Raw genomic sequence first — 22,339 nt, forward strand, 5'->3', positions numbered from 1 at the left:
GGCGAACCGATGGAACAAGTAGAAACTAAAAATAATGGGGCATTTAACAGATTTTTAAATATGATTGAAAAGGTAGGTAATAAGTTACCGCATCCTTTTATGCTCTTCTTTTACTTAACACTAATTTTGATTGCATTCTCATTAGTGTTAGGAACGATGCAAGCAGCTGTTGTGCATCCTACTTCTGGAGAAGAAGTTGTTGTAAAAAATCTTCTTTCTAAAGAAGGGATACGTTATATACTAACTAATACTTTAACAAACTTTACTGGTTTTGCACCATTAGGTTTAGTATTAGCAATGATGTTAGGGATAGGGCTTTCTGAAAAGGTCGGTCTGTTTTCTGCTGTAATGACAAAAGCGATTTCCAAGACACCAAAACGTATCGTATCGTTTATGGTCGTATTTATCGGAATTTTAGGAAATATTGCATCCGATGCAGCGTTTGTAGTCATTCCACCATTAGCAGCACTTGTGTTTCTAACTTTAGGTCGTCATCCATTAGCTGGTTTAGCGGCTGGTCTCGCTGGGGCGGGGATAGGATTTACTGCCAATATTTTAGTGGCAGGAACAGATGCATTGCTTTCCGGTATTACTACTGAAGTTGTAAAAGGACTGGATGATACATTAATTGTGTCACCATTGGATAACTGGTTCTTCATGATTGCTTCTACATTTTTACTAGCATTTTTAGGGGCGATTATTACAGATAAAATAATTGAGCCGCGTCTCGGCAACTATAAAGGCGATCAGCTTGCTAAAAGTACAGACATTACATCACTTGAAGCAAAAGGATTACGAAATGCCGGCATTGCAGCTTTATTATACATTGCATTTATTGTTGGATTAATATTAATTCCAAACTCACCGTTATTAAACGATGACGGAACGATTTTACGTTCACCATTTTTATCAGGAATCGTTCCAATTATTTTACTATTCTTTGTCGTTGTCGGGATTACATTTGGGGTAACGACGGGGAAGATCAAAAAATCGGCTGATGTACCGAATATTATGGCAGAAGCGATTAAAGATTTGTCGGGTTACATAGTTTTAATTTTCATGATCGGACAATTTATCGGGTATTTTAACTGGACGAATATTGCGACATGGACAGCCGTACATTTAGCAGATTTCTTAACAATGATTAACTTAACTAATATTTTTGCGATTATCTTATTCGTATTATTAGTTGCTGTGTTGAGTTTATTTATTATTAGCGGTTCAGCTTTATGGTCGTTAGTGGCACCAATTTTTGTACCTACCTTCTTAGTATTAGGGTACCATCCCGCTTTCGTACAATTAGCGTATCGGGTTGGGGAATCTTCTACGAACATGGTAACACCGTTAAATACCTACTTTGCCATCATTTTAGGTTTTATGCAGGTATACAATAAGAAGGCGGGCATTGGTACGTTAATGTCCTTAATGATTCCATACACAATCATTTTCTTGATTTTCTGGATTATATTAATGTTAATTTTCGTAATTTTCAATATTCCGATTGGTCCGGGCATTTATTACAAACTAAATTAAATAGAAATGGGGGAGACAAATGATTGAAATACCCGATTCTTATTTACAACAACTTATTAGCTGGCGTAGACAGTTTCATCAATATCCTGAGCCAGGTTGGTTAGAATTTTTTACGACGAGTAAAATTGCGGATTTACTACAAGAATGGGACTACAAAATATATGTCGGCAAAGAGCTGAATGCGTCAGAACGGATGGGGCTTCCTTCCGGTACGATGATTGAACAATTTTACGCTGCAGCCAAAAACGCCGGGGCGAATGAAAATTGGCTTTCGAAAATGGAAGGCGGCTATACAGGAGTAATGGCTGTGTTAGAAACAGGGAAGCCAGGTCCGACCATATGTTACCGTGTTGATATTGATGCGCTGCCTATTTTTGAATCTACAGAAGTAGAACATTTACCAAACCGTTTAGCATTCAGGTCACAAAATGATGGCTTTATGCATGCATGTGGTCACGATAGTCATATTGCAATTGGCTTAGGATTAGCGGAACAAATAATGCAACATCGAAATCAGCTGAAGGGCACGATTAAACTAATTTTCCAACCTGCCGAAGAAGGTGTGCGTGGAGCGGCCTCTATCGTTGAATCACCTTTGTTCGATGACATAGACTATTTCTTTGCACTTCATATTGGTACAGGGGTAGAAGCTGGAAAGTTTATTGCAGGTACGGCAGGCTTTTTGGCTACATCCAAATTTGACGCAACGATTACAGGTATAGCTGCACATGCGGGAGGAGTTCCTGAAGAAGGGAAAAATGCGTTGTTAGCAGCTGCCCAAGCAACAATTGCATTGCATAGTTTGCCGCCTCATAGTAAGGGAAGTCATCGAATCAATGTCGGAACATTACATGCAGGTCAAGGACGCAATGTCATAGCTTCTACTGCACAGCTGCAGCTTGAAGTCCGTGGTGAAACAACAGAGATTAATGCGTTTTATGAAAATGCAGTCAAGGAAATCTTTGCTGGTATTGAAATGATGTACGGGGTTCAAGTGGAGTTGAAAAAAGTTGGACAAGCAATAAGCGTTCCTTCAAGTAAAGCGCTTAGTGCGATTTTAGCGGAGGTAGCAGGCAGTTTACAGATTCCGTATGAAGAATACAGTAACTTTAATTCAGGCTCTGAAGATGCCACATTTTTTATGGATCGTATTCAGAAATATGGGGGCTTAGCAACATACTCGATTATCGGGACAGAACTTGCGGCTGGCCATCACCATGAAAAATTTGATATTCGGGAAGAAGATATGCTTACGGCAATAAAAATATGGCTTAATACATTATTAAAGCTGCAATAGGAGATGACACCATGAATAGTCTCATTAATGAAAATTTAATCGAACAACTAATAACACAATATGAGGAGCAAATTCTAGCATTATCAAATTCAATTTGGGATATTGCCGAAACACGTTTTCAGGAACAGAAGTCGGTTGAACTGCTCACAACTTTTTTACGTCAGCATGGTTTTCAAGTAACTGAAAATATCGCCGGCATGGATACAGCATTTGTTGCAACATTTGGAACCGAGGGACCTGTAATCGGAATTTTAGGTGAATATGATGCGCTCCCGGGACTAAGCCAAGTACCACAAAGTGCAACGCGCCAAGCAGTTATCGATGGCGGGAATGGACATGGTTGTGGACATAACTTATTAGGTACAGCAGGCATTGGAGCAGTACTAGCATTAAAAGACTTAATTGAGCAAGGTGAACTTCAAGGGCAAATCCGGTATTATGGTTGCCCTGCTGAAGAAGGGGGATCCGGTAAGACATTTATGGTCCGTGAAGGTGTATTCAATGATGTGGATATTGCCCTTACATGGCACCCCAATTCATTTGCGAGTGTTTTTAGTTATTCTTCTCTTGCAAACTATCAAGTATATTTTGAGTTTGAAGGCATCGCTAGTCATGCAGCCAACTCGCCTGAATTAGGGCGCAGTGCACTTGATGCGGTAGAATTAATGAATGTTGGCGTAAACTATTTACGGGAGCATGTTCCATCTAATGTTCGCATGCATTATGCTGTAACCAATACTGGAGGACTTTCACCGAATGTTGTGCAGGCTAATGCGGAAGTATTGTATCTCATTCGTGGAAAAGACATTCAGCAAGTAGACGATGTTTATAAACGTGTCATAAAAATTGCGGAAGGTGCGGCTTTAATGACAGAGACTAAACTAACAGTGAAGTTTGATAAAGCTTGCTCTAACTATATTCCGAATGATCCATTGAACCGTTTACTATATAAAAATTTACAACAAATAGGTTTGCCGGAATATAGTAACGATGAATGGAACTACGCTAAAGAAATGGTCAATACGCTACAGCCAAATGAAATATCGGCAGCAAAAACTGAAGTCACTACATTAGCTGGATCTCAATCGATGGATTTTGATAAAGCCTATGCAGATGGTGTATTTTTAAATGAAATTGTTCCATATGAAGTATCTAACTATACAATGGCCGGTTCTACTGATGTTGCAGATGTGAGCTGGGTCGTTCCAACTGGACAATTCTTTGCACCGTGCTTTGTATTTGGTACACCATTACATACATGGCAGCTTGTATCGCAGGGCAAAACGTCAATTGCGCATAAAGGACTTTTATATGCAGCGAAAGTGCTCGCTTCAACAGCTGTTGATTTACTGTCCAATCCGGAACTGATTGAAGAGGCGAAACGCGAATTTTTAGCTGAAACAAAAGGTTCGTATGTTAATCCGATTCCGGCATCGATTCTTCCAAACGCACATAATAAATAAGGTTTGTTGTAAGTTTATAACAAACTCTAGAAAACACAGACTTTCCATTAGAAAATTAAAAGCCGTGCCTTAGTAAATGCTAAGGCACGGTTTTTTAGTGAAATTTAAGCTGAGTAACAATTTTCCTCTTGTCAGATTTCATGAAATATGTGAAAATACATATACGAACAAACGTTCTTATTAATTGGAGGTATTCGTATGCTGCAAATTCCTTCTAAAACGATTCCGTATTATGAGGCTGGGATTTATTTGCCGTTGCTGTTAATTATTCTTGGGAAGGATTACTCAATAGTGGAGCAAAGTCCGTTCAAATTTAAAAATCCCTATTTGCAATTAATCGATGCTGTACGTATCAAAATAGAGCATGACTTAAAAGAAACGAAGGACTATTTTAAACTTCATCAGATGCGCTTAGTGAGAGGCAAAACGGATGATTTGTTTACCGAGTATCATTTTTACTTTGGGGGGATCATGGAGTGTAGGAGATATTCGAATATTCGCCTTCGTAATCAAAGTGAGTTACTTCTTGCTGAATATTTTAAAAAAAGCTGATGCTCTTATAAGATGGCATTGCGCTGTAATAGCAGATATTTATAGTACATCGCAGCGCGTACATATTGCTGATTGAATGATTTCATATTGATATCCAGACTAACCTCCGTATTATCAACAAATGTTACGAGCGTTTTATCACCGTCTTCACTAATATTAATAATAGGGTTCAAGGATAACCAAACATTTTGAGGTGAAAACGGCGAAAACAGCGGGAATAAAATGCAAGGATCTCCGAAATCATAGGCCACCATTATCGGCAGTTTATGCTTATTCTCTCCGAAAAACCGTCTCGCCTGATATTTGCTGGCGTCATAGGAACTTCCGTGCAGACGGCACGTATCCCGAATGATTTTTAAAGGTTTATACGGAGATGTAGATTGACCGTACTTGTCCAAAATGGCAGTGTGAATTTTATCTCGTTGCTGATAGGACTGTAAACAGAAGGTAGAGTTAGAAATAATGTAATTGGTTTTTTGTGTTAAATTACTAATCATTTTGTATCCCCTATCTTTCCTACTTTTTTAACCGCTTAAATTTTCACTATACATCTAAACTACTGCATAATTTGCTAAAAATCAACATTATATTTAGAAAATTCTGTAATATGATAATTTTTCAGAATATATTGCAAATTAAATGACTTTTAATTTATAATGGTTAAAAGAGGTCGAGGTGATATCGATGGATAAATATTATTCGTATACAGACTTTTTAAAAGCGGTTAGTCAGCAGTCCACTGAACATCATGCAGAGAAGCTATTGAATGAAATTTATTTAGATTTATTTATTAGTCGGTTGCAGCGGATGCAACGTATTGAACAATTAAAGTTACTTATCGATACATCGTTAGATCAAAAGAACGAACAAGCATTTCACAGCTATACTACAGAATTAAAAGAGTTACTCGAAACTGTTTCTTAAGAGCCGCCCTCTTCAGGTGGCTTTTTTTTATGGGAAAGCAGCGGGTTCAGGCTGTTTTCTAATAAGTGATTGAAAGTTTCTAATAAAACAAAAATAGTTCTAATAAGTAGGTTATTTTCTAATTAAAAGGATAATTCTTCTAATAAGTGCACGGGATTTTCGAATAACCGGCATCAATCTTCAAATAAGTCACCGTAGTTTTCTAATATCTGTTACCAAAGTTCTAATAAATTCAAAACGCCTTCACAACACAAAATTCGAATGTACGTTCGCAATTTTATCGTAAATTAAAAACGGGTATGTTAAAATAGAACATACCATAAGCGACAGAAAGGACAATCTGAATATGACAGAAACTTTTACAATAAAGTCCGCCTATCAGCCTGCCGGGGACCAGCCGGAAGCGATTAAACAGCTCGTACAAGGGGTTAAAGAAGGCAAGCGTCACCAGACATTGCTTGGTGCGACAGGGACAGGTAAAACATTTACGATTTCCAATGTAATTCAAGAAGTGAATAAGCCGACGCTCGTGATGGCACACAATAAAACACTGGCCGGCCAATTATATAGTGAGTTTAAAGAATTTTTCCCGGACAATGCGGTTGAGTATTTTGTCAGCTATTATGACTACTTCCAGCCGGAAGCGTATGTGCCGCAAACGGATACGTACATTGAAAAGGATTCAAGTATTAATGAAGAAATCGATAAATTGCGCCACTCGGCAACGACTGCTCTATTTGAACGGAAAGACGTTATTATTATCGCGTCCGTCTCGTGTATTTACGGTCTCGGTAATCCGGAAGAATATCGTGAAATGGTCGTTTCCATTCGTACAGGGATGGAAATCGAGCGCAATCAGTTATTAAGAAAACTGGTAGACATTCAATATGAACGGAATGATATTAACTTTACACGCGGTACGTTCAGAGTACGCGGGGATGTTGTCGAAATTTTTCCGGCATCACGCGATGAACACTGTATCCGTATCGAGTTTTTCGGAGATGAAGTAGACCGGATCCGTGAAGTGGATGCATTGACGGGCGAAATTTTAGGGGACCGTCAGCACGTAGCGATTTTCCCGGCATCCCACTTCGTTACCCGTGAAGAAAAGATGAAAGTGGCCATTGCAAATATCGAAAAAGAGCTGGAGGAGCGTCTTGCCGTATTGCGTTCGGAAGACCGATTACTGGAAGCACAGCGCTTGGAGCAACGGACAAACTATGATCTGGAAATGATGAAAGAGATGGGCTTTTGCTCAGGTATCGAAAACTATTCGCGCCATTTAACATTGCGTGAAGCAGGGGCGACACCGTATACATTACTCGATTACTTCCCTGAGGACTTTTTGCTAGTCGTTGATGAAAGCCATGTTACATTACCGCAAGTACGTGGTATGTATAATGGAGACCAGGCTCGGAAAGGGGTACTGGTGGAACATGGTTTCCGTCTGCCGTCAGCACTGGATAACCGCCCGCTAATGTTTGATGAGTTCCAGTCAAAGGTAAGCCAGGCGATCTATGTGTCGGCAACACCGGGTCCATACGAATTGGAGCATACACCGGAAATGGTGGAGCAGATTATTCGTCCGACAGGGCTGCTTGATCCGACAATTGATATCCGTCCAATTGAAGGACAGATTGATGATCTGATCGATGAAATCCATGAGCGTATCCGCCGTAATGAACGGACACTCGTTACGACATTGACGAAGAAGATGTCTGAAGATTTATCAAGCTATTTAAAAGAAATGGGCTTGAAAGTAGAATACCTGCATTCCGAGATCAAAACTTTGGAGCGGATCGAAATTATCCGTGAGCTTCGTAAAGGAACTTATGATGTGCTGATCGGCATTAACTTATTGAGGGAAGGACTTGATATTCCCGAAGTCTCCCTTGTCGCGATTTTGGATGCGGACAAGGAAGGGTTCCTGCGTTCGGAACGTTCACTCATTCAAACGATTGGACGTGCTGCACGTAACTCGAACGGTCATGTCATTATGTATGCCAACAATATGACGGATTCAATGACAAAGGCGATCGGTGAAACGAAACGCCGTCGTGAAACTCAAATGGCCTACAATGAAAAACATGGTATTACACCGAAAACTATTATTAAAAAGATTCCTGAAATTATCCGCGCTACACAAGCTGCGGAAGGGGAAGAAACATATATTACAAAAGTAACAGGCGGCAAAAAGCTGACGAAAAAAGAGCTGGAGAAGCTTGTTGAGACATTGCAGGGTGAAATGAAAGAAGCCGCAAAAGCGCTGGACTTTGAACGCGCGGCTGAATTACGTGACATGATATTTGAATTGAAAGCAGAAGGGTGAACAATGTGAAAAATACAGAAATTGTCGTACAAGGTGCACGAGCGCATAATTTAAAAAATATTGATGTCACAATTCCTCGCGATAAAATTGTCGTTGTGACAGGGCTTTCAGGTTCCGGTAAATCGTCACTGGCATTTGATACGATTTATGCGGAGGGGCAGCGTCGTTATGTTGAATCATTGTCTGCATATGCACGACAATTTTTAGGACAGATGGACAAGCCGGATGTCGATACAATTGAAGGGCTGTCACCGGCCATTTCGATTGACCAGAAGACGACGAGCCGCAATCCGCGCTCGACTGTCGGTACAGTAACGGAAATTTACGATTATTTGCGGTTGCTTTTTGCGCGTATCGGAAAACCGTACTGCCCGAACCATGGGATTGAAATTACATCACAGACGGTTGAACAAATGGTCGACCGCTTGATGGAGTATCCGGAACGCACAAAAATGCAGCTCCTTGCTCCTGTTATCGAAGGGAAAAAAGGGACGCATGTAAAGCTGATAGAAGACTTGAAAAAACAAGGCTTTGTACGTATCCGAGTAAACGGGGAACTGCGTGATCTCGATGACAATATCGAGCTGGATAAAAATAAAAAACATACAATTGAAGTAGTCGTGGACCGTGTTGTCGTAAAAGAGGGCAATGAAACACGTTTAAGTGATTCGCTGGAAGCAGCGCTCAGAATTGCGGATGGCCGTGTTCTTGTCGATGTTATCGATCATGAGGAGCTGTTATTCAGTGAGCATCATGCATGTCCGCTTTGCGGATTTTCGATCGGTGAACTTGAACCGCGCATGTTCTCCTTCAACAGTCCATTCGGGGCTTGCCCTACGTGTGACGGGCTTGGAAGTAAGGCAAAGGCCGATATCGATCTGGTCATCCACAACTGGGATTTAACACTCCTTGAAAATGCGATTGCACCATGGGAATCCGTATCGTCCAACTATTATCCGCAGCTGTTGGCTTCCGTATGCAAGCATTACAATATTCCAATGGATGTACCGGTAAAAGATATTCCAAAAGAGAAATTGGATAAAATTTTATACGGTTCAGGAAAAGAAAAGATTCTATTTGAATATACGAATGATTACGGCAGCATGCATAAGAAAAATATTGAATTTGAAGGCGTCATCGCGAATATCGAGCGCCGATTTAAAGATTCCTCTTCGGACTATGTGCGCGAATCAATGCAAAAGTACATGACGGAACAGCCTTGCGCTACTTGTAAAGGGCACCGTCTGAAAAAGGAAACACTGGCAGTAAAAATTAAAGACCAGAACATTTCGGAAGCAACACGCCACTCCATTCAGGAAATGTATGAGTTCTTTAGTTCTCTAGAATTAACGGAAAAAGAACGCCAGATTGCGAATTTAATTATTCGCGAAGTAATTGAGCGACTGAAGTTCTTATTGGATGTCGGTTTGAATTATTTAACACTTGCACGATCTGCCGGAACATTATCCGGGGGGGAAGCACAGCGGATTCGACTGGCGACACAGATCGGTTCCCGCCTAACAGGGGTTCTTTATATTTTGGACGAGCCGTCAATCGGGCTGCATCAGCGTGATAATGACCGGTTAATCAATACACTTGTAAATATGCGTGATCTTGGCAATACATTAATTATCGTCGAGCATGATGAAGATACGATGATGGCTGCAGACCACTTAATCGATATTGGCCCCGGTGCCGGTGTGCATGGCGGTCAAGTCATTGCACAAGGGACACCAAAGCAAGTAATGAAAAACAAAGAATCGATTACCGGCCAATATTTAAGCGGGAAGAAATTTATTCCGCTTCCGCTTGAACGCCGGAAATCAGATGGCCGAAAAATAAAGATTAAAGGCGCTTCCGAGAATAACTTGAAAAATGTCAGCGTCGATATCCCATTAGGTCAATTCATCGCCGTTACGGGTGTGTCAGGTTCCGGTAAATCAACATTGATAAATGAGATTTTATATAAGTCACTCGCATCAAAGCTGAACCGGGCAAAAGTGAAGCCTGGCAAGCACAAAGCAATAGAAGGTTTGGAACAGCTGGAGAAAGTAATCGATGTGGACCAATCGCCAATCGGCCGTACACCACGTTCAAATCCTGCCACATATATCGGTGTATTCGATGATATTCGTGATGTTTTTGCGATGACGAATGAAGCGAAAGTGCGTGGCTATAAAAAAGGGCGTTTTTCGTTCAACGTAAAAGGCGGACGTTGTGAAGCCTGCCGCGGGGACGGTATTATTAAAATCGAAATGCACTTCTTGCCGGATGTATATGTGCCGTGTGAAGTTTGTCACGGCAAGCGTTATAACCGCGAAACTCTGGAAGTAAAATATAAGGATAAAAATATTTCCGATATTCTAGAAATGACAGTAGAAGATGCGTTGGAGTTTTTCGGGAACTTACCGAAAATCCAGCGTAAACTGCAAACGATTGTCGATGTCGGGCTTGGTTATGTGAAGCTTGGCCAGCCTGCCACAACATTATCCGGCGGGGAAGCACAACGTGTAAAATTGGCGTCTGAATTGCATCGCCGTTCAACCGGCAAATCATTTTATATTTTGGATGAGCCGACGACCGGTTTGCATGCGGATGATATTTCCCGTCTACTGCTTGTATTGCAGCGCTTAGTTGAAAACGGTGAGACGGTCCTTGTTATTGAGCATAATCTCGATGTCATCAAAACTGCCGACCATATTATCGATTTAGGTCCTGAAGGCGGCGAAGGTGGGGGTACCATTTTAGCGACAGGTACGCCGGAGAAAATTGCCGAAGTAGAGGAAAGCTATACAGGACGTTATTTAAAACCGATTCTCGAACGTGACCGTGAGCGTATGGAATCAAGAATTAAAGAAGCGAAAAATAAATAGATTGAAAAACTGAGAGCGCAAACGAAACTTTTCGTCCTCCCTCCTCGTATAATAACTATATACGAAGCAGAGGGAGGAATTTTTTTATGCAAGAAGAACGTAAGCGCATTTTAAAATTAATTGAAAGCGGTACAATTACGGCAGAAGAGGCAATTGTATTACTGGAAAAATTGTCGTCGGAAAAGGAATCCACTCCAGCACAAGCAGCACCGATCGAGCAACCGGTTTTTGAAGAAAAGTTTGAGGAAGAGCCGCATAAGGCAGAACCGGTTTTTGAAGAGCAAAAAGAAAAACGTAAAACAACAGGATTTGAAGATATTTTCGGCAAGTCATTTAACGATAAAGAATTCAATAAAAAAATGGACGAGTTTATGGGCGATATTAAACAGGATTTATCGCAATTCAGCACACGTATGACAGGATTGGTCGGTGCGGCCTTATCGAAGTTCAAAGAGCTTGATATTGATACACCGTTTGGGGAAAAAGTAGAATTTACGAAAACGTACGCATACCCAGTAGCTGATGTGAAAGGGGTAGAGCTGGAAATCGCCAACGGTAAAGTCGATATCGTACGTGCAACGGATGATTTAGTTACTGTCAATGTCACTGGGAAAACACCGTTAAAAGGTACTGAGGAAGAAACGATTGCACAGGCAACGGAAAATATGTCGAAGCTGACAAATGACAAATTATTTATTCAGTCAACAAATAAATTTGCGCAAGTGAAAGTACAAGTAGCTATTCCAGAAAAACATTATGATGTCGTCATTGCAAAATTATTAACAGGTAGTGTTTCAATCGAAAAGGTTGATGCAAAGCTAGTAAAAGCACGTACTCATAACGGTGTCATCCGTTTGGAAAATGCAACATTCGATCATGCGGAACTGCAAACGAGCAATGGTGCAGTAGAAGCCCGTCAAATAAAAGGTGATGATTTGGAAATTGGCACAGCGAATGGTCGCATATATGTGGACGGCGAATTAAACGAAATCGAAGCAGAATCAATGAATGGACATGTTGTCATTACAACAACGAGTGCAGAAGCGCACAAAATCAAGGCACGCGCACTTGCGGGTTCAGTTGAAATTTATGTTCCGAAAACCGTTGCGTTGGACGGCCAGGTTTTCTCAAACTTCGGTAAAGCAGATATCGGTTTAAGTGATGCGCTTATTACAGAAGAAGAGGAGCAATTCTTGTCAAAATCGGTTCGCTTCTCAAAAGAACTGGAAGGTGCGAAACTTCTGAAATTAGTAGGAGAATCTCGTACAGGTACAGTGCTCGTACGTTATACATTGCAATAGACCAGGATTTTATTAACCAAGGCATAGGGTTCGAGTTCCTAAAGCAACATAAATTACATCAAAAGGCATCCATCTTCTCACATAGAATTTGGATGCCTTTAATTTTTTTGTTTTCCGAGAAATCTCCAATAAAAAGTCACAAACTGCCGCATTCCTACAGGGAAAAATGTTCTTTCTAAAAAACCACCTAAAAATACCATAATAACCCAAATATTGAGAAGGGTTTTCACTGACAACGTCGAATAATTAAAAATAGTGTAGAGTATTTTATTATATTAAGAACATTTCATACTTTAACAAATACATTACGAAATCCTAAAAACGAGTATATTTCCATGAAAATTTAGCGACAATCGAAATTTTGTAATGTTGTCATGACGGTCCAGAGAGCTCGAAAACGAGGCGGGGCTTACATTGAAAAGAAAATGTAATAAAATTTGAGCCTGAAAATGCTATAATGGGTAAGACTAAAATTTAAAATACTAGATATTGAGCTTAGGTGGTTTCGTGAATGATTGAAATGAATAATGTAGTGAAGAAGTATCCTAATGGGGTCGTCGCCGCTAACGGGATTACGGTTCATATAAAAAAGGGCGAATTTGTTTATATAGTTGGTCCGAGTGGAGCAGGTAAATCGACATTCATTAAGTTGATGTACCGCGAAGAAAAACCGACTTCCGGCGATGTCATCATTAATGGCATTAATTTGAGAACGTTAAAAAACAATCGCGTACCCCATTTACGCCGTCATCTTGGTGTCGTCTTCCAGGACTTTAAATTATTGCCGCGCTTAACAGTGTATGAAAATGTAGCGTTCGCGATGGAAGTAATTGAAGAACAGCCAAGTGTTATCCGTAAACGGGTAATGGAAGTACTCGAACTGGTGGGCTTGAAGCATAAAGTGCGGATGCTGCCAAATGAGCTGTCAGGTGGGGAACAGCAGCGCGTTGCAATTGCCCGCTCGATTGTGAACCGTCCGAAAGTGATGATTGCGGACGAGCCTACAGGGAATTTAGACCCGGAAACTTCGTGGGAAATTATGAATATTTTTGAGGAAATTAATCGCCAAGGTACAACAATTTTAATGGCAACACATAACCGTGAAATCGTAAACACAGTGCGTAAAAGAGTTATTGCCATTGAAGGCGGAATGATCGTCCGTGACGAGTACGGAGGTGACTACGGCTATGAAAACTAGAACAATTGCCCGTCATTTCCGTGAGAGTTTTAAATCATTGGGCCGTAACAGCTGGATGACACTCGCTTCAATCAGTGCTGTAACGGTCACATTATTATTGGTCGGTGTATTTGCTGCAATCATGATGAATTTAAACAAAGTCGCTTCCGATTTGGAGAACGATGTTGAAATTCGTGTCATGATCGATATTATTCCGGAAGCGGAAGAAGCAAAACTTGCAGAAGAACAGCTTCTTGACGAGATTCATAATATGCCGGATGTCGAAGAAGTTACATATTCTTCAAAAGAACAGGAATTAAGTAAGTTAATCAAAGATTTTGGTGATGAATTAAGTTTATTCGAACAGAACAACCCGTTATATAATGTGCTGTATGTCAAAGCTGTCGATCCTCTGAAAACAGCTGATGTCGCTAAGCAGATTGATAGCTTGGACAATACATTTGAAGTAAAATATGGCGAGGGTAAAGTAGAGAAACTATTTAACTTCTTGGAAATCGCTCGTAATGTTGGACTCGTATTAATTTTAGGCCTGCTGTTTACAGCAATGTTCTTAATCTCTAATACAATTCGCATTACGATTATTGCACGTAAAGATGAAATTGAAATTATGAAGCTTGTAGGGGCTACAAATTCTTTCGTCCGCATTCCATTTGTATTGGAAGGAATGTGGCTTGGTTTGATTGGATCGATTATTCCGGTCGCAGCCGTTACAATTGCTTATTATAATATTTATGATTTATTGGCACCTCGATTAAAAGGGGAATTGTTCCAATTATTAGAAGTAACACCACTTATGTATCAGGTGAACGCATTAATTATTTTCATTGGGATGTTCATCGGTATATGGGGTAGTTTTATGTCAGTTCGTAAGTTTTTAAAAGTATAACTTCTTTCAGCGACTGTCACACATTGCCAAGGCAAAATTGACAATGACGAAAATAGTGGGAAGTGGCTCGTTTTTTGAGATAAAAAGAGCCACTCTTACCCATGCATTTAGGGGGAAAAGTTTTTGAAGAAGCTAACGAAGCGTTCATTTAAAACCGTATCTGCAGTCCTTGCACTAGCGCTATTTGTTCAAATACCGGCAGCAGCATCTGCAGCAACATTAGATGAACTGAAAAAAGAGCGTAGTCAACTCGAAGCAGAAAAGAAAACGATTAATAAATCACTTGAACAAAAAACAAATGAGATTCAAACAAATCAAAACAGACAGCAAAAAATCATTTCACAACTGGAGCAACTTGGTGGGGAAATTAATGAAACGAACCATAAAATTGCCGTTGTTGAATTGGATATTGAAATTGCAAACGAAGAGATTTCTATTTTAGAAGAAGGAATCGCAGAATTAAAAGAGAAGATCGAACAGCGTAACGAGCTATTACGTGAACGTGCTCGCGCAATACAGTCATCCGGTACAGTAAGCTACCTTGACGTCCTGCTTGGAGCAAATAGTTTCGTAGACTTTATCGATCGTTTTTCTGCTGTAAGCACACTTATGGACGCTGACCGTCAAATTATGCGTGAGCAAAAAGAAGACCAGGAAAAGCTTGAAGTTCAAAAGCTGGAGCTTGTGAAGAAGAAAGAAAATCTTGAAGCGAATAAAGCAGAATTAAAGAGTTTGATGGCTTCATTAAACAAACAAAAGAAAGAAAAGAAACGTTTAGTAGCGGAGCTTGAAAAAGAAGAAGCGAAATTACGTGCTGAGAAGACAGATTTAAAAGAACAGTACCATGATAAAGTTGAATTAAGTAAAGAACTTGAAGAGAAGTTCCTTAAAGAACAGCGCCGATTAGCGGAAGTTGCCCGTCAAAAAGCATTGGAAGCTGCGGCTGCTAAAAAGAAAAAACAAAGCAGCAGTAATAGTTCTGTAAGTTCCGGTAACTTGCCGGTTGTATCGTCAGGACATTGGACAAGACCAGCAGCGGGCCGTTTTACATCAGGGTTCGGCGGACGTGATATTGGACCGATTGGAAGTAAGAATCACTTAGGTGTTGATATTGCCAACTCAATCGGAACACCGGTTGTTGCAGCAGCAGATGGTGTTGTATCTTATGTTGGTTCGATGAATGGTTACGGTAATGTTGTTATGGTCACTCACTCAATTGAAGGCCAATTATTTACAACAACGTATGCCCATTTAAGCGGATTTAATACGAGTGTTGGTGCATCTGTTTCGAAAGGCCAGCAAATTGCACGCCTAGGGAATTCAGGGAACTCAACAGGACCGCATGTACACTTTGAAATTCATGTCGGTGAATGGAACGGCAGTCGTTCAAACGCTGTAAACCCATTAAATTATATTTCACTGTAACATAGAGAAAAGACCAAACTTTGATTAAAGTTTGGTCTTTTTATGTGTTTATGAAGAAAGGCTGGGAAAGTTACCGTTATCATATAATTTATAGCAATTTTTCCCGATTTTTTTAGCCTCATATAAGGCTATGTCGGCTTTTTTCATTAAGCTGGATTCGGTGAAGTTCTGTTGACTGCTCGACGTTGCGATTCCCATACTTGTTGTAACTGATAAAGTATGGCCATTCAGTTTCCATGGCTGCCGAATAGTTTGGTTAATTCTCTCTGCAATTTCTAGCGCATTTTGTGAGCTTGGAATGTTTGAGAGCAGAATGACAAATTCATCTCCGCCTAATCTTGCCACCATGTCATGATCCCGAATCGCGGCTTTAATACGAGCGCCAAATTCTTTAATAACCGCATCACCTGTATCATGGCCATAGTTATCATTGATCTGTTTAAAGTGGTCAATATCTAAAAGTATTAAGGCAAGAGGCGTATGATTTGTTAGAAACTGTTCCTTTGCAAAGGCAAATTGTTCCTTAAAATAAAGTCGGTTCGGAAGATTGGTTAAGCTATCGTGATAAGCGAAATATTTTAATTTGGCTTCAGACTCTCTTCTTAAAGTTATGTCTCTGGTAAGTACAACAAGATGCTGAAAAACATTATTATGATTGAAAACCGGATTTCCGATGGATTCACACCAGATCATAACGCCCTCAGCATTTTTTTGTCTAAATTGAATAGTAAAAGGTTCACCTGTATAGATCGAATTACTGACAACTTCTACTAGTCGTTCCTCATCCTCTGTATGGACATTATGAAGGAAGCTTTTTTCAAGATATTCCTGATTGCAGTACCCTAATATCTTTTTATAAGAAGGGGAAACATATGTAATTTCGCCGTCTTTATTAACAACTGTAATTAAGTCTTGGGCATTTTCTGCAATAATGCGGAACCGTTTTTCACTTTCTTCCAGCTTGTTAATACTTTGAATCTGTTCCGTAACATCTTTCAAAATTCCGTATAGTCCAATGATTTTCTCATCGATTAAAAGTGGGATGATTTTAAAAATGATGTTAACCTGCTGGCCGTCTTTATTTTTGAAGATTATATCTCCGCTTTGATTTGTTCCTTTTAGTGCTTCATTTATTAGATGTTCGAAGTTGCCGGAATCTTCTTTGTCCACCAGCTCTTTAAGAGGTTTACCGAACAGTTCCTTTATTTTATACCCGGTAATATGTTCACTTGCTTCGTTTCCCTCTGTAATATAACCCATCTTATTTAAAACAAAAATGCCGTCCGTATTATGGAAAAATAAAGAATGGTAACGCTCATTACTTTCAGCAAGGCTATTGATCATTTCCATGGCATTTGATAGTGCTTTTCTTTCCTGTGTAATATCTCGAACAACGGCTATGATTTGATCTACAGCGCCTTTTTCATCAAAAAATGGGCTTAAAACGGTTTCAGCATTATACTTTTTTCCGCTCTTTTCGTAAATATCTTCGTAAGTATAGCTTTTTTTACTTTCAACAACTTGGCTGTACTGCTTATATAAAAATTTTCCTTTTTCCTTTGGCTCGATATCCAAAATGCTTGAGCCTATAATCCGGTTAGACAAATTTAGTCGTTCCATCGCAGCGGTATTAACAAACTGAAAGCGGAAATCATCGTTTACAACTTTAAGAATAAAGACCATATCTTTAATACCGTTCATTAAAACTTCTTGATAAAATTTTTCCATAAAAGTTCCCCTTGTTTAAACTGGACTAAAATTTAATTCTTCTGAAGTAAGTATGGGCATCTTCATAGATAAATTCAGTGTTTGGAATTTTTTCATTATTTTTAATTGTAGTAATTAATTTATTAATAATAGAAGCTAACCGATTTTCCGTCAATTGATTCACTATCATAGGAACTCCGTAAGAATAGCCATAATCAAGTTAATATGTTTGCTAATTATTATGTATATTTACTTATAAATGAACTGAAATTTAATTATTCAAATCTTATTTTAAGGACTATTGTATTAAGACTATATATTCATATTAAAATATGTATATTTAAAATACCCGTTTTTAATAATAATTAATCACATTTGATAGAAGTATTTATGTATTTATTTTTGGAGTTTTTCCCCTGCAGCATTAAAAGAAATTTTTCCAGTTTGAATAAAAACTTGAAAGTTATGATAATGTACTAGTAGGAAGAAATGGTGGGGTGATGTTGATGAAGAAAAATATTGGAATCGGTATTATTTTAGTGCTTGTCATTACAATGCTCGGCACTTACATAAAAGCTGAAATCGATCAGAGTACTGCAATCAACGACTATGCATTAGGAAAAGAAGTGGAACCGGATGAAGAAGTGGGTCTTGAAAAAGGTCAGTTTGCACCGGATTTTACATTATATAATTTACAAGGGGAGCCACTGACGCTTTCGGAGCTGAGAGGGAAGCGTGTCGTACTGAACTTCTGGGCGACGTGGTGTCCGCCATGCGAAGCTGAAATGCCGCATATGCAAAAATACTACGAAAAATACCGTAAAGAAGACAATGTGGAGATTGTCGGTGTTAATATGACATATGCAAATGAAAAGCTGGAGCGTGTGGAGCAGTTTTTAAAAAGTTATAAGATTACATTCCCAATCGTACTGGAACAAACTGAAGCAGTCGCCTTTCAATATGAAATTTTGACAATGCCGACAACGTACATGATTGATACAGCAGGGAAAATTCAAAAGCAGATTATTGGTCCGCTGGATTTGGATGCATTGCGTGAAAATGTGCTCCAACTAGATTGAGTACGGGAATTTATAGATTAGCATTTAAATTAACTTCATTTTATGACGTTAAATTCGACTTTGTAAGTATGAATCTTTCATTCGCTTCATAAATTTTATGGAACGGAGGAGAATTCGTGCGGAAAAGTCGGATTTTTTTATTAGTAGTCGCAATGGTGTGTATTGGCGTAATTGTTTATGGTGTGTTGAATATTAAGGCACAGCCAAAGGAGGAACAGGCGGAGTTTGCGGTAGTCAATGAACTGCATGAGTTAATCACGAAGGAGTCGGTTTATGATATCGATTCGGAGAAATTAGTGGAAGGTGCACTGCGAGGGATGGCAAATGCAATAAATGACCCCTATAGTACCTATTATTCGGAGCAGGAAGCAGCATTACATAAACAGACGCTCGCAAGTGAACGAATCGGAATTGGTGTTGAGTTGGCAGAAGCAAATGGCAAGATTATTGTCGTGGCCCCTATTAAAGCATCGCCAGCAGAAAAAGCGGGTATTCGACCATTGGATGAGCTGATACAAATTAATGAAGTACGACTTGACGGGAAATCAATGGGAGAAGTTCGTAAGCTGATGTATGGTAAGGAAGGGGAAGCGGTTGAGCTAGTCGTTTATCGCCCGGAAATGGACCAGCATTTGAAGTTGGTCATGAAAAGGGAACGTTTGAAAAATGACACGGTGGAAGCTGAAGTTCTCGAAGTAGAAGGGAAAAAACTAGGCTATATAACGATCAACCTTTTCGGTGAAAAAACAGCAGAAGAATGGAAAGAGGCCCTTGATGGGGTCATTAAGGAGGAAGTGGAAGGGTTAATCATTGATGTGAGGGACAATCCAGGTGGCTATTTACATAGTGTTGCCCAAATGATGAGCATGTTCGAGCAAAAAGAAAAAATCTTTGCGTATATGCAAAATCATGATGGTGTAACAGAGCCACTGAAAACGCAGAAAGTGGAACAGTTCCAGCCTTACGTAAATTGGTTGCGTGAAACCCCTTTAACACTTATCCAAAATGAAGGAAGTGCATCGGCGAGTGAAGTGTTTGCAGGTGCCCTGCAGGATTGGAAACGATCGGTCATTATTGGGGTGACGAGCTTCGGTAAAGGAACGGTCCAACAAACATGGGATCTTCAAAATGGGGGAGAAGTAAAGTTATCGACGAATAAATGGCTTACACCTTCTAAAAAATGGATCCATGATGTCGGAATCGAGCCGGATGTCGAAGTGACACAGCATCCTCTTTACAGTATGGAAACCAAAATACTGAAAGGGCGTTATGAAGAGGGCGAATACAGTGAAGAAGTTGCCTATAGCCAACGTATTTTAAGTGAACTGGGCTACGCTATCAGCCGGACAGATGGATTCTTTGATAAGGATACAGCACAGGAAGTAGCAAACTTCAGACATAAGCATGATATTGCCGAAGGAGACTACATGGATGAAGTATTCTTCCATGAACTAACTAAAGAACTGCAAACATTCAAAGAATCAAAAGTAAACGACATGCAGCTGCAGATGGCGATTAGTTATATTATGCACCAGTTTGAGTGATAAATAGTATAAAAGGTAATGAAGGCTCGTTTCTTAAAGAAACGGGCTTTTTTATTTTTGGAAGAGCGAACTGAAACATTTACCTCGTCCTTCATATCTATAACTCTTCTATTAAGTGTTTATTTCATTTCCGGTACAAATGGGACTACGCATTCCGTAAAGGATTTGGTACAATTATTCGTACGGTAGGTGAGAATATGGATGGAACAGTTTTGATTGAAATTTTAAAAGGGATTGGCAGATTTTTTATAAATCCTTTGTTTTATGTCGCCATCATTTCCGCAATTTATTTAGGGTATCGCCGAGTGAAGCGCGAACGAAGGTATTTTAACCGACGGATACTGGGTGGCTGGTCCGAGCTGAAAAATATGCTTGCGATGGGCTTTATGCTGTCCGTTATTATTTCCTTATTTAGTCTTGTAATAGGCTTAACAGTATCACTCGAATTATTGACAATTGTATTTATTGTAAGTCTCGCAGGTATGATTATTTATCTGTATCAATTATTATCGCCAGCGATTGTGATGGCAGTTGCTTTTTGCGGAATCGTTTGGATGCAATGGCAAGATTGGTCATATACAACCGGAACTATTGAGTTGGCAGGTAGAAATGTTACGGACGAGCTTGTTATGACCGTTCCGATAATGACAGGGCTCTTGCTAATGGCAGAAGGAATTTTGATCCGCCGTTATGGTGCCAAGTTTGCTTCACCGATTGTTGAGAAAACAAAACGTGGATTAAACGGGATCGGTTATTTTAGTAAACAGCTTTGGATTTTGCCGGTCTTTACTGTTATTCCGGGTGAAGGGATTCAAAATTTTGCGCCTTATTGGCCACAGTTTACGATCGGAGCAGAACAGTTTTCAATCATTGTTTTCCCATTTATTATCGGCTTCCAGCAGATGGTGCGACAGAAGCTGCCGATGAATGTTTATCCTCAAATGGGTCGTTCAATTATAATGATAGGACAATTTGTGCTCGTTGTCGGATTGGCAGCTTATCTCCTGCCGATACTTGGGGCAGCAGCATTGGCGTTAGGAGCAATTTCCCGTACAATTATCGGTATTCATTATAGTCGTTCAGAGGACCGTAACAGCTATGCCGTTGTACGCAGTGATAAAGGTGTAATGATTGCCGGTATTTTACCGGATTCCCCTGCTGAGAAAATGGGGCTTGTCGCAGGTGAAATTATTAAGCGTGTAAATGGACAAGATGTTTTTACAGAAGAAGATTTGTATAAAGCATTGCAAATCAATGCTGCCCATTGCCGTTTGGAAGTGCTGGATCATTCCGGTGAGTTGCGCCTTGCCCAGCATGTTGTCCATCGTGATGATAATCATAAAATCGGATTATTAGTTGTCAGTTAATTTCAAAAGAATCTCGATAATACGAGGTTCTTTTTTTTGGCTAAAACGGGTATAAACAAATTATGTTAAGATTAAATTGTACTAGACAGCATTGTGTAACTTCAGGAATTTTTATCGTTTTTGGTAGGGGTGAGTGGTTATGTTAGATTGGCTGACAATCGATAATATAGAAACAGTTGTAGAAAAATATAAGTTACTAGGCCCGTTTTTCGGAGTTTTATTAACGTTTTTGGAATCATTTATACCGATATTGCCGCTGTTCGTAATAATTATTGCCAACGCCGCAGCATACGGGTTATTTTGGGGTTTTTTACTGTCCTGGCTTGGAACAGTAGCAGGATCCTATATGTTCTTTCTTATGATTCGCATGTTTGGAAAGTACCGGCTCTTCCGTCGGATTAAAGAACAAAAACAAGTAAAAAAATTGATTAACTGGGTGGATATTAGAGGATTTACACCACTGTTTGTTCTGCTGTGCCTGCCGTTTACACCTGTAGTCGTTGTCAATACGGTTGCGGGTCTATCTCATATAAAAAAGAAATATTATTTTTTGACACTCCTTATTTCAAAACCTATTTTAATCTTTCTAATTAGCTACTTAGGCAGTGATCTGCGTGACATTTTAACCTCTCCTGTCAAACTTATTATGTCAGCTGTAATTATTCTAATCATTTGGGGAATCGGCAAACTGATTGAAAAGATTTTAAATAAGCGCGTGGAAAGAGATTTACGAGAAATCGGGAATTTGCGAAAACATAAATAAAAACTAGAAGTCCTGGCTTTTTACAAATAGTGAAAAGGCAGGGCTTTTTTGTATGATTGCAATTAATGCGCGAACATGTATTCTTATATTATAATAGA

At 39.6% G+C, this 22,339-nt stretch carries 17 protein-coding genes; 15 read left to right on the forward strand and 2 right to left on the reverse strand.

Features of this window, described 5'->3' with window-relative positions; genetic code table 11:
* Nucleotides 1–9 precede the first annotated feature (9 nt).
* From MKY51_RS03310 to MKY51_RS03325, 4 genes are all read left to right on the forward strand, one after another.
* Nucleotides 10–1,533 carry an AbgT family transporter gene (locus MKY51_RS03310; protein WP_339175279.1) on the forward strand — a complete coding sequence of 508 codons (1,524 nt, stop codon included), beginning with the start codon at nt 10–12 and terminating at the stop codon, nt 1,531–1,533.
* Between the two features lie 19 nt (nt 1,534–1,552).
* A complete protein-coding gene (locus MKY51_RS03315; RefSeq protein ID WP_339175280.1) occupies nt 1,553–2,830 on the forward strand; it encodes an amidohydrolase in 1,278 nt (425 codons plus the stop codon).
* A gap of 11 nt (nt 2,831–2,841) precedes the next feature.
* Nucleotides 2,842–4,293: a M20 family metallopeptidase gene (locus tag MKY51_RS03320; protein ID WP_339175281.1), complete on the forward strand. Its 1,452-nt coding sequence runs from the start codon at nt 2,842–2,844 to the stop codon at nt 4,291–4,293.
* A 198-nt stretch (nt 4,294–4,491) separates the two neighbouring features.
* Nucleotides 4,492–4,845, forward strand: coding sequence for a hypothetical protein (locus MKY51_RS03325; RefSeq protein WP_339175283.1), 354 nt, complete (start codon nt 4,492–4,494; stop codon nt 4,843–4,845).
* A 5-nt stretch (nt 4,846–4,850) separates the two neighbouring features.
* On the opposite strand, the gene MKY51_RS03330 is transcribed toward MKY51_RS03325, so the two are convergent.
* Nucleotides 4,851–5,342: a competence protein ComK gene (locus tag MKY51_RS03330; protein ID WP_339175284.1), complete on the reverse strand. Its 492-nt coding sequence runs from the start codon at nt 5,340–5,342 to the stop codon at nt 4,851–4,853.
* Nucleotides 5,343–5,529: 187 nt separating this feature from the next.
* On the opposite strand from MKY51_RS03330, the gene MKY51_RS03335 reads away from it, so the two are divergent.
* The 7 genes from MKY51_RS03335 (at nt 5,530) to MKY51_RS03365 (ending at nt 15,781) form a co-directional block, all read left to right on the forward strand.
* Complete coding sequence (locus tag MKY51_RS03335; RefSeq protein ID WP_079524745.1) at nt 5,530–5,769, forward strand: IDEAL domain-containing protein; 240 nt, start codon at nt 5,530–5,532, stop codon at nt 5,767–5,769.
* Nucleotides 5,770–6,115: 346 nt separating this feature from the next.
* The gene (gene uvrB / locus MKY51_RS03340) at nt 6,116–8,098 is read left to right on the forward strand and encodes an excinuclease ABC subunit UvrB (RefSeq protein ID WP_339175285.1); all 1,983 of its coding nucleotides are present in this window, start codon (nt 6,116–6,118) and stop codon (nt 8,096–8,098) included.
* 5 nt (nt 8,099–8,103) lie between these two features.
* Nucleotides 8,104–10,971: an excinuclease ABC subunit UvrA gene (uvrA, locus tag MKY51_RS03345; RefSeq protein WP_339175287.1), complete on the forward strand. Its 2,868-nt coding sequence runs from the start codon at nt 8,104–8,106 to the stop codon at nt 10,969–10,971.
* An 86-nt stretch (nt 10,972–11,057) separates the two neighbouring features.
* On the forward strand, nt 11,058–12,272 hold the full coding sequence (locus tag MKY51_RS03350; protein ID WP_339175288.1) for a DUF4097 family beta strand repeat-containing protein: 1,215 nt from the start codon (nt 11,058–11,060) through the stop codon (nt 12,270–12,272).
* 511 nt (nt 12,273–12,783) lie between these two features.
* Complete coding sequence (gene ftsE / locus MKY51_RS03355) at nt 12,784–13,470, forward strand: cell division ATP-binding protein FtsE (RefSeq protein WP_008403596.1); 687 nt, start codon at nt 12,784–12,786, stop codon at nt 13,468–13,470.
* Nucleotides 13,460–14,356 (forward strand): permease-like cell division protein FtsX, encoded by an 897-nt coding sequence (gene ftsX / locus MKY51_RS03360; RefSeq protein WP_339175290.1) that lies wholly within the window; start codon nt 13,460–13,462, stop codon nt 14,354–14,356. Before ftsE ends, ftsX begins: the two co-directional genes overlap by 11 nt.
* Before the next feature lie 123 nt (nt 14,357–14,479).
* Nucleotides 14,480–15,781, forward strand: a complete 1,302-nt coding sequence (locus MKY51_RS03365) for a peptidoglycan DD-metalloendopeptidase family protein (RefSeq protein WP_339175291.1) — start codon at nt 14,480–14,482, stop codon at nt 15,779–15,781.
* 48 nt (nt 15,782–15,829) lie between these two features.
* On the opposite strand, the gene MKY51_RS03370 is transcribed toward MKY51_RS03365, so the two are convergent.
* Nucleotides 15,830–17,509: a diguanylate cyclase gene (locus MKY51_RS03370; RefSeq protein WP_339175292.1), complete on the reverse strand. Its 1,680-nt coding sequence runs from the start codon at nt 17,507–17,509 to the stop codon at nt 15,830–15,832.
* Between the two features lie 485 nt (nt 17,510–17,994).
* Here MKY51_RS03370 and MKY51_RS03375 point away from each other — a divergent pair, with 485 nt between their 5' ends.
* The 4 genes from MKY51_RS03375 to MKY51_RS03390 all read left to right on the forward strand — a co-directional run bounded on the left by MKY51_RS03375 (nt 17,995) and on the right by MKY51_RS03390 (nt 22,241).
* The gene (locus MKY51_RS03375) at nt 17,995–18,567 is read left to right on the forward strand and encodes a TlpA disulfide reductase family protein (protein ID WP_339175293.1); all 573 of its coding nucleotides are present in this window, start codon (nt 17,995–17,997) and stop codon (nt 18,565–18,567) included.
* A 116-nt stretch (nt 18,568–18,683) separates the two neighbouring features.
* Entirely contained in the window at nt 18,684–20,111 is a 1,428-nt protein-coding gene (locus MKY51_RS03380; protein WP_339175294.1) for a S41 family peptidase, read from the forward strand.
* A gap of 197 nt (nt 20,112–20,308) precedes the next feature.
* Nucleotides 20,309–21,478 carry a PDZ domain-containing protein gene (locus MKY51_RS03385; protein ID WP_339175295.1) on the forward strand — a complete coding sequence of 390 codons (1,170 nt, stop codon included), beginning with the start codon at nt 20,309–20,311 and terminating at the stop codon, nt 21,476–21,478.
* Nucleotides 21,479–21,617: 139 nt separating this feature from the next.
* Complete coding sequence (locus tag MKY51_RS03390; RefSeq protein ID WP_339175296.1) at nt 21,618–22,241, forward strand: TVP38/TMEM64 family protein; 624 nt, start codon at nt 21,618–21,620, stop codon at nt 22,239–22,241.
* Nucleotides 22,242–22,339 lie beyond the last annotated feature (98 nt).

This window comes from Solibacillus sp. FSL R5-0691 (assembly GCF_037974225.1).
Taxonomy (GTDB): Bacteria; Bacillota; Bacilli; order Bacillales_A; family Planococcaceae; genus Solibacillus.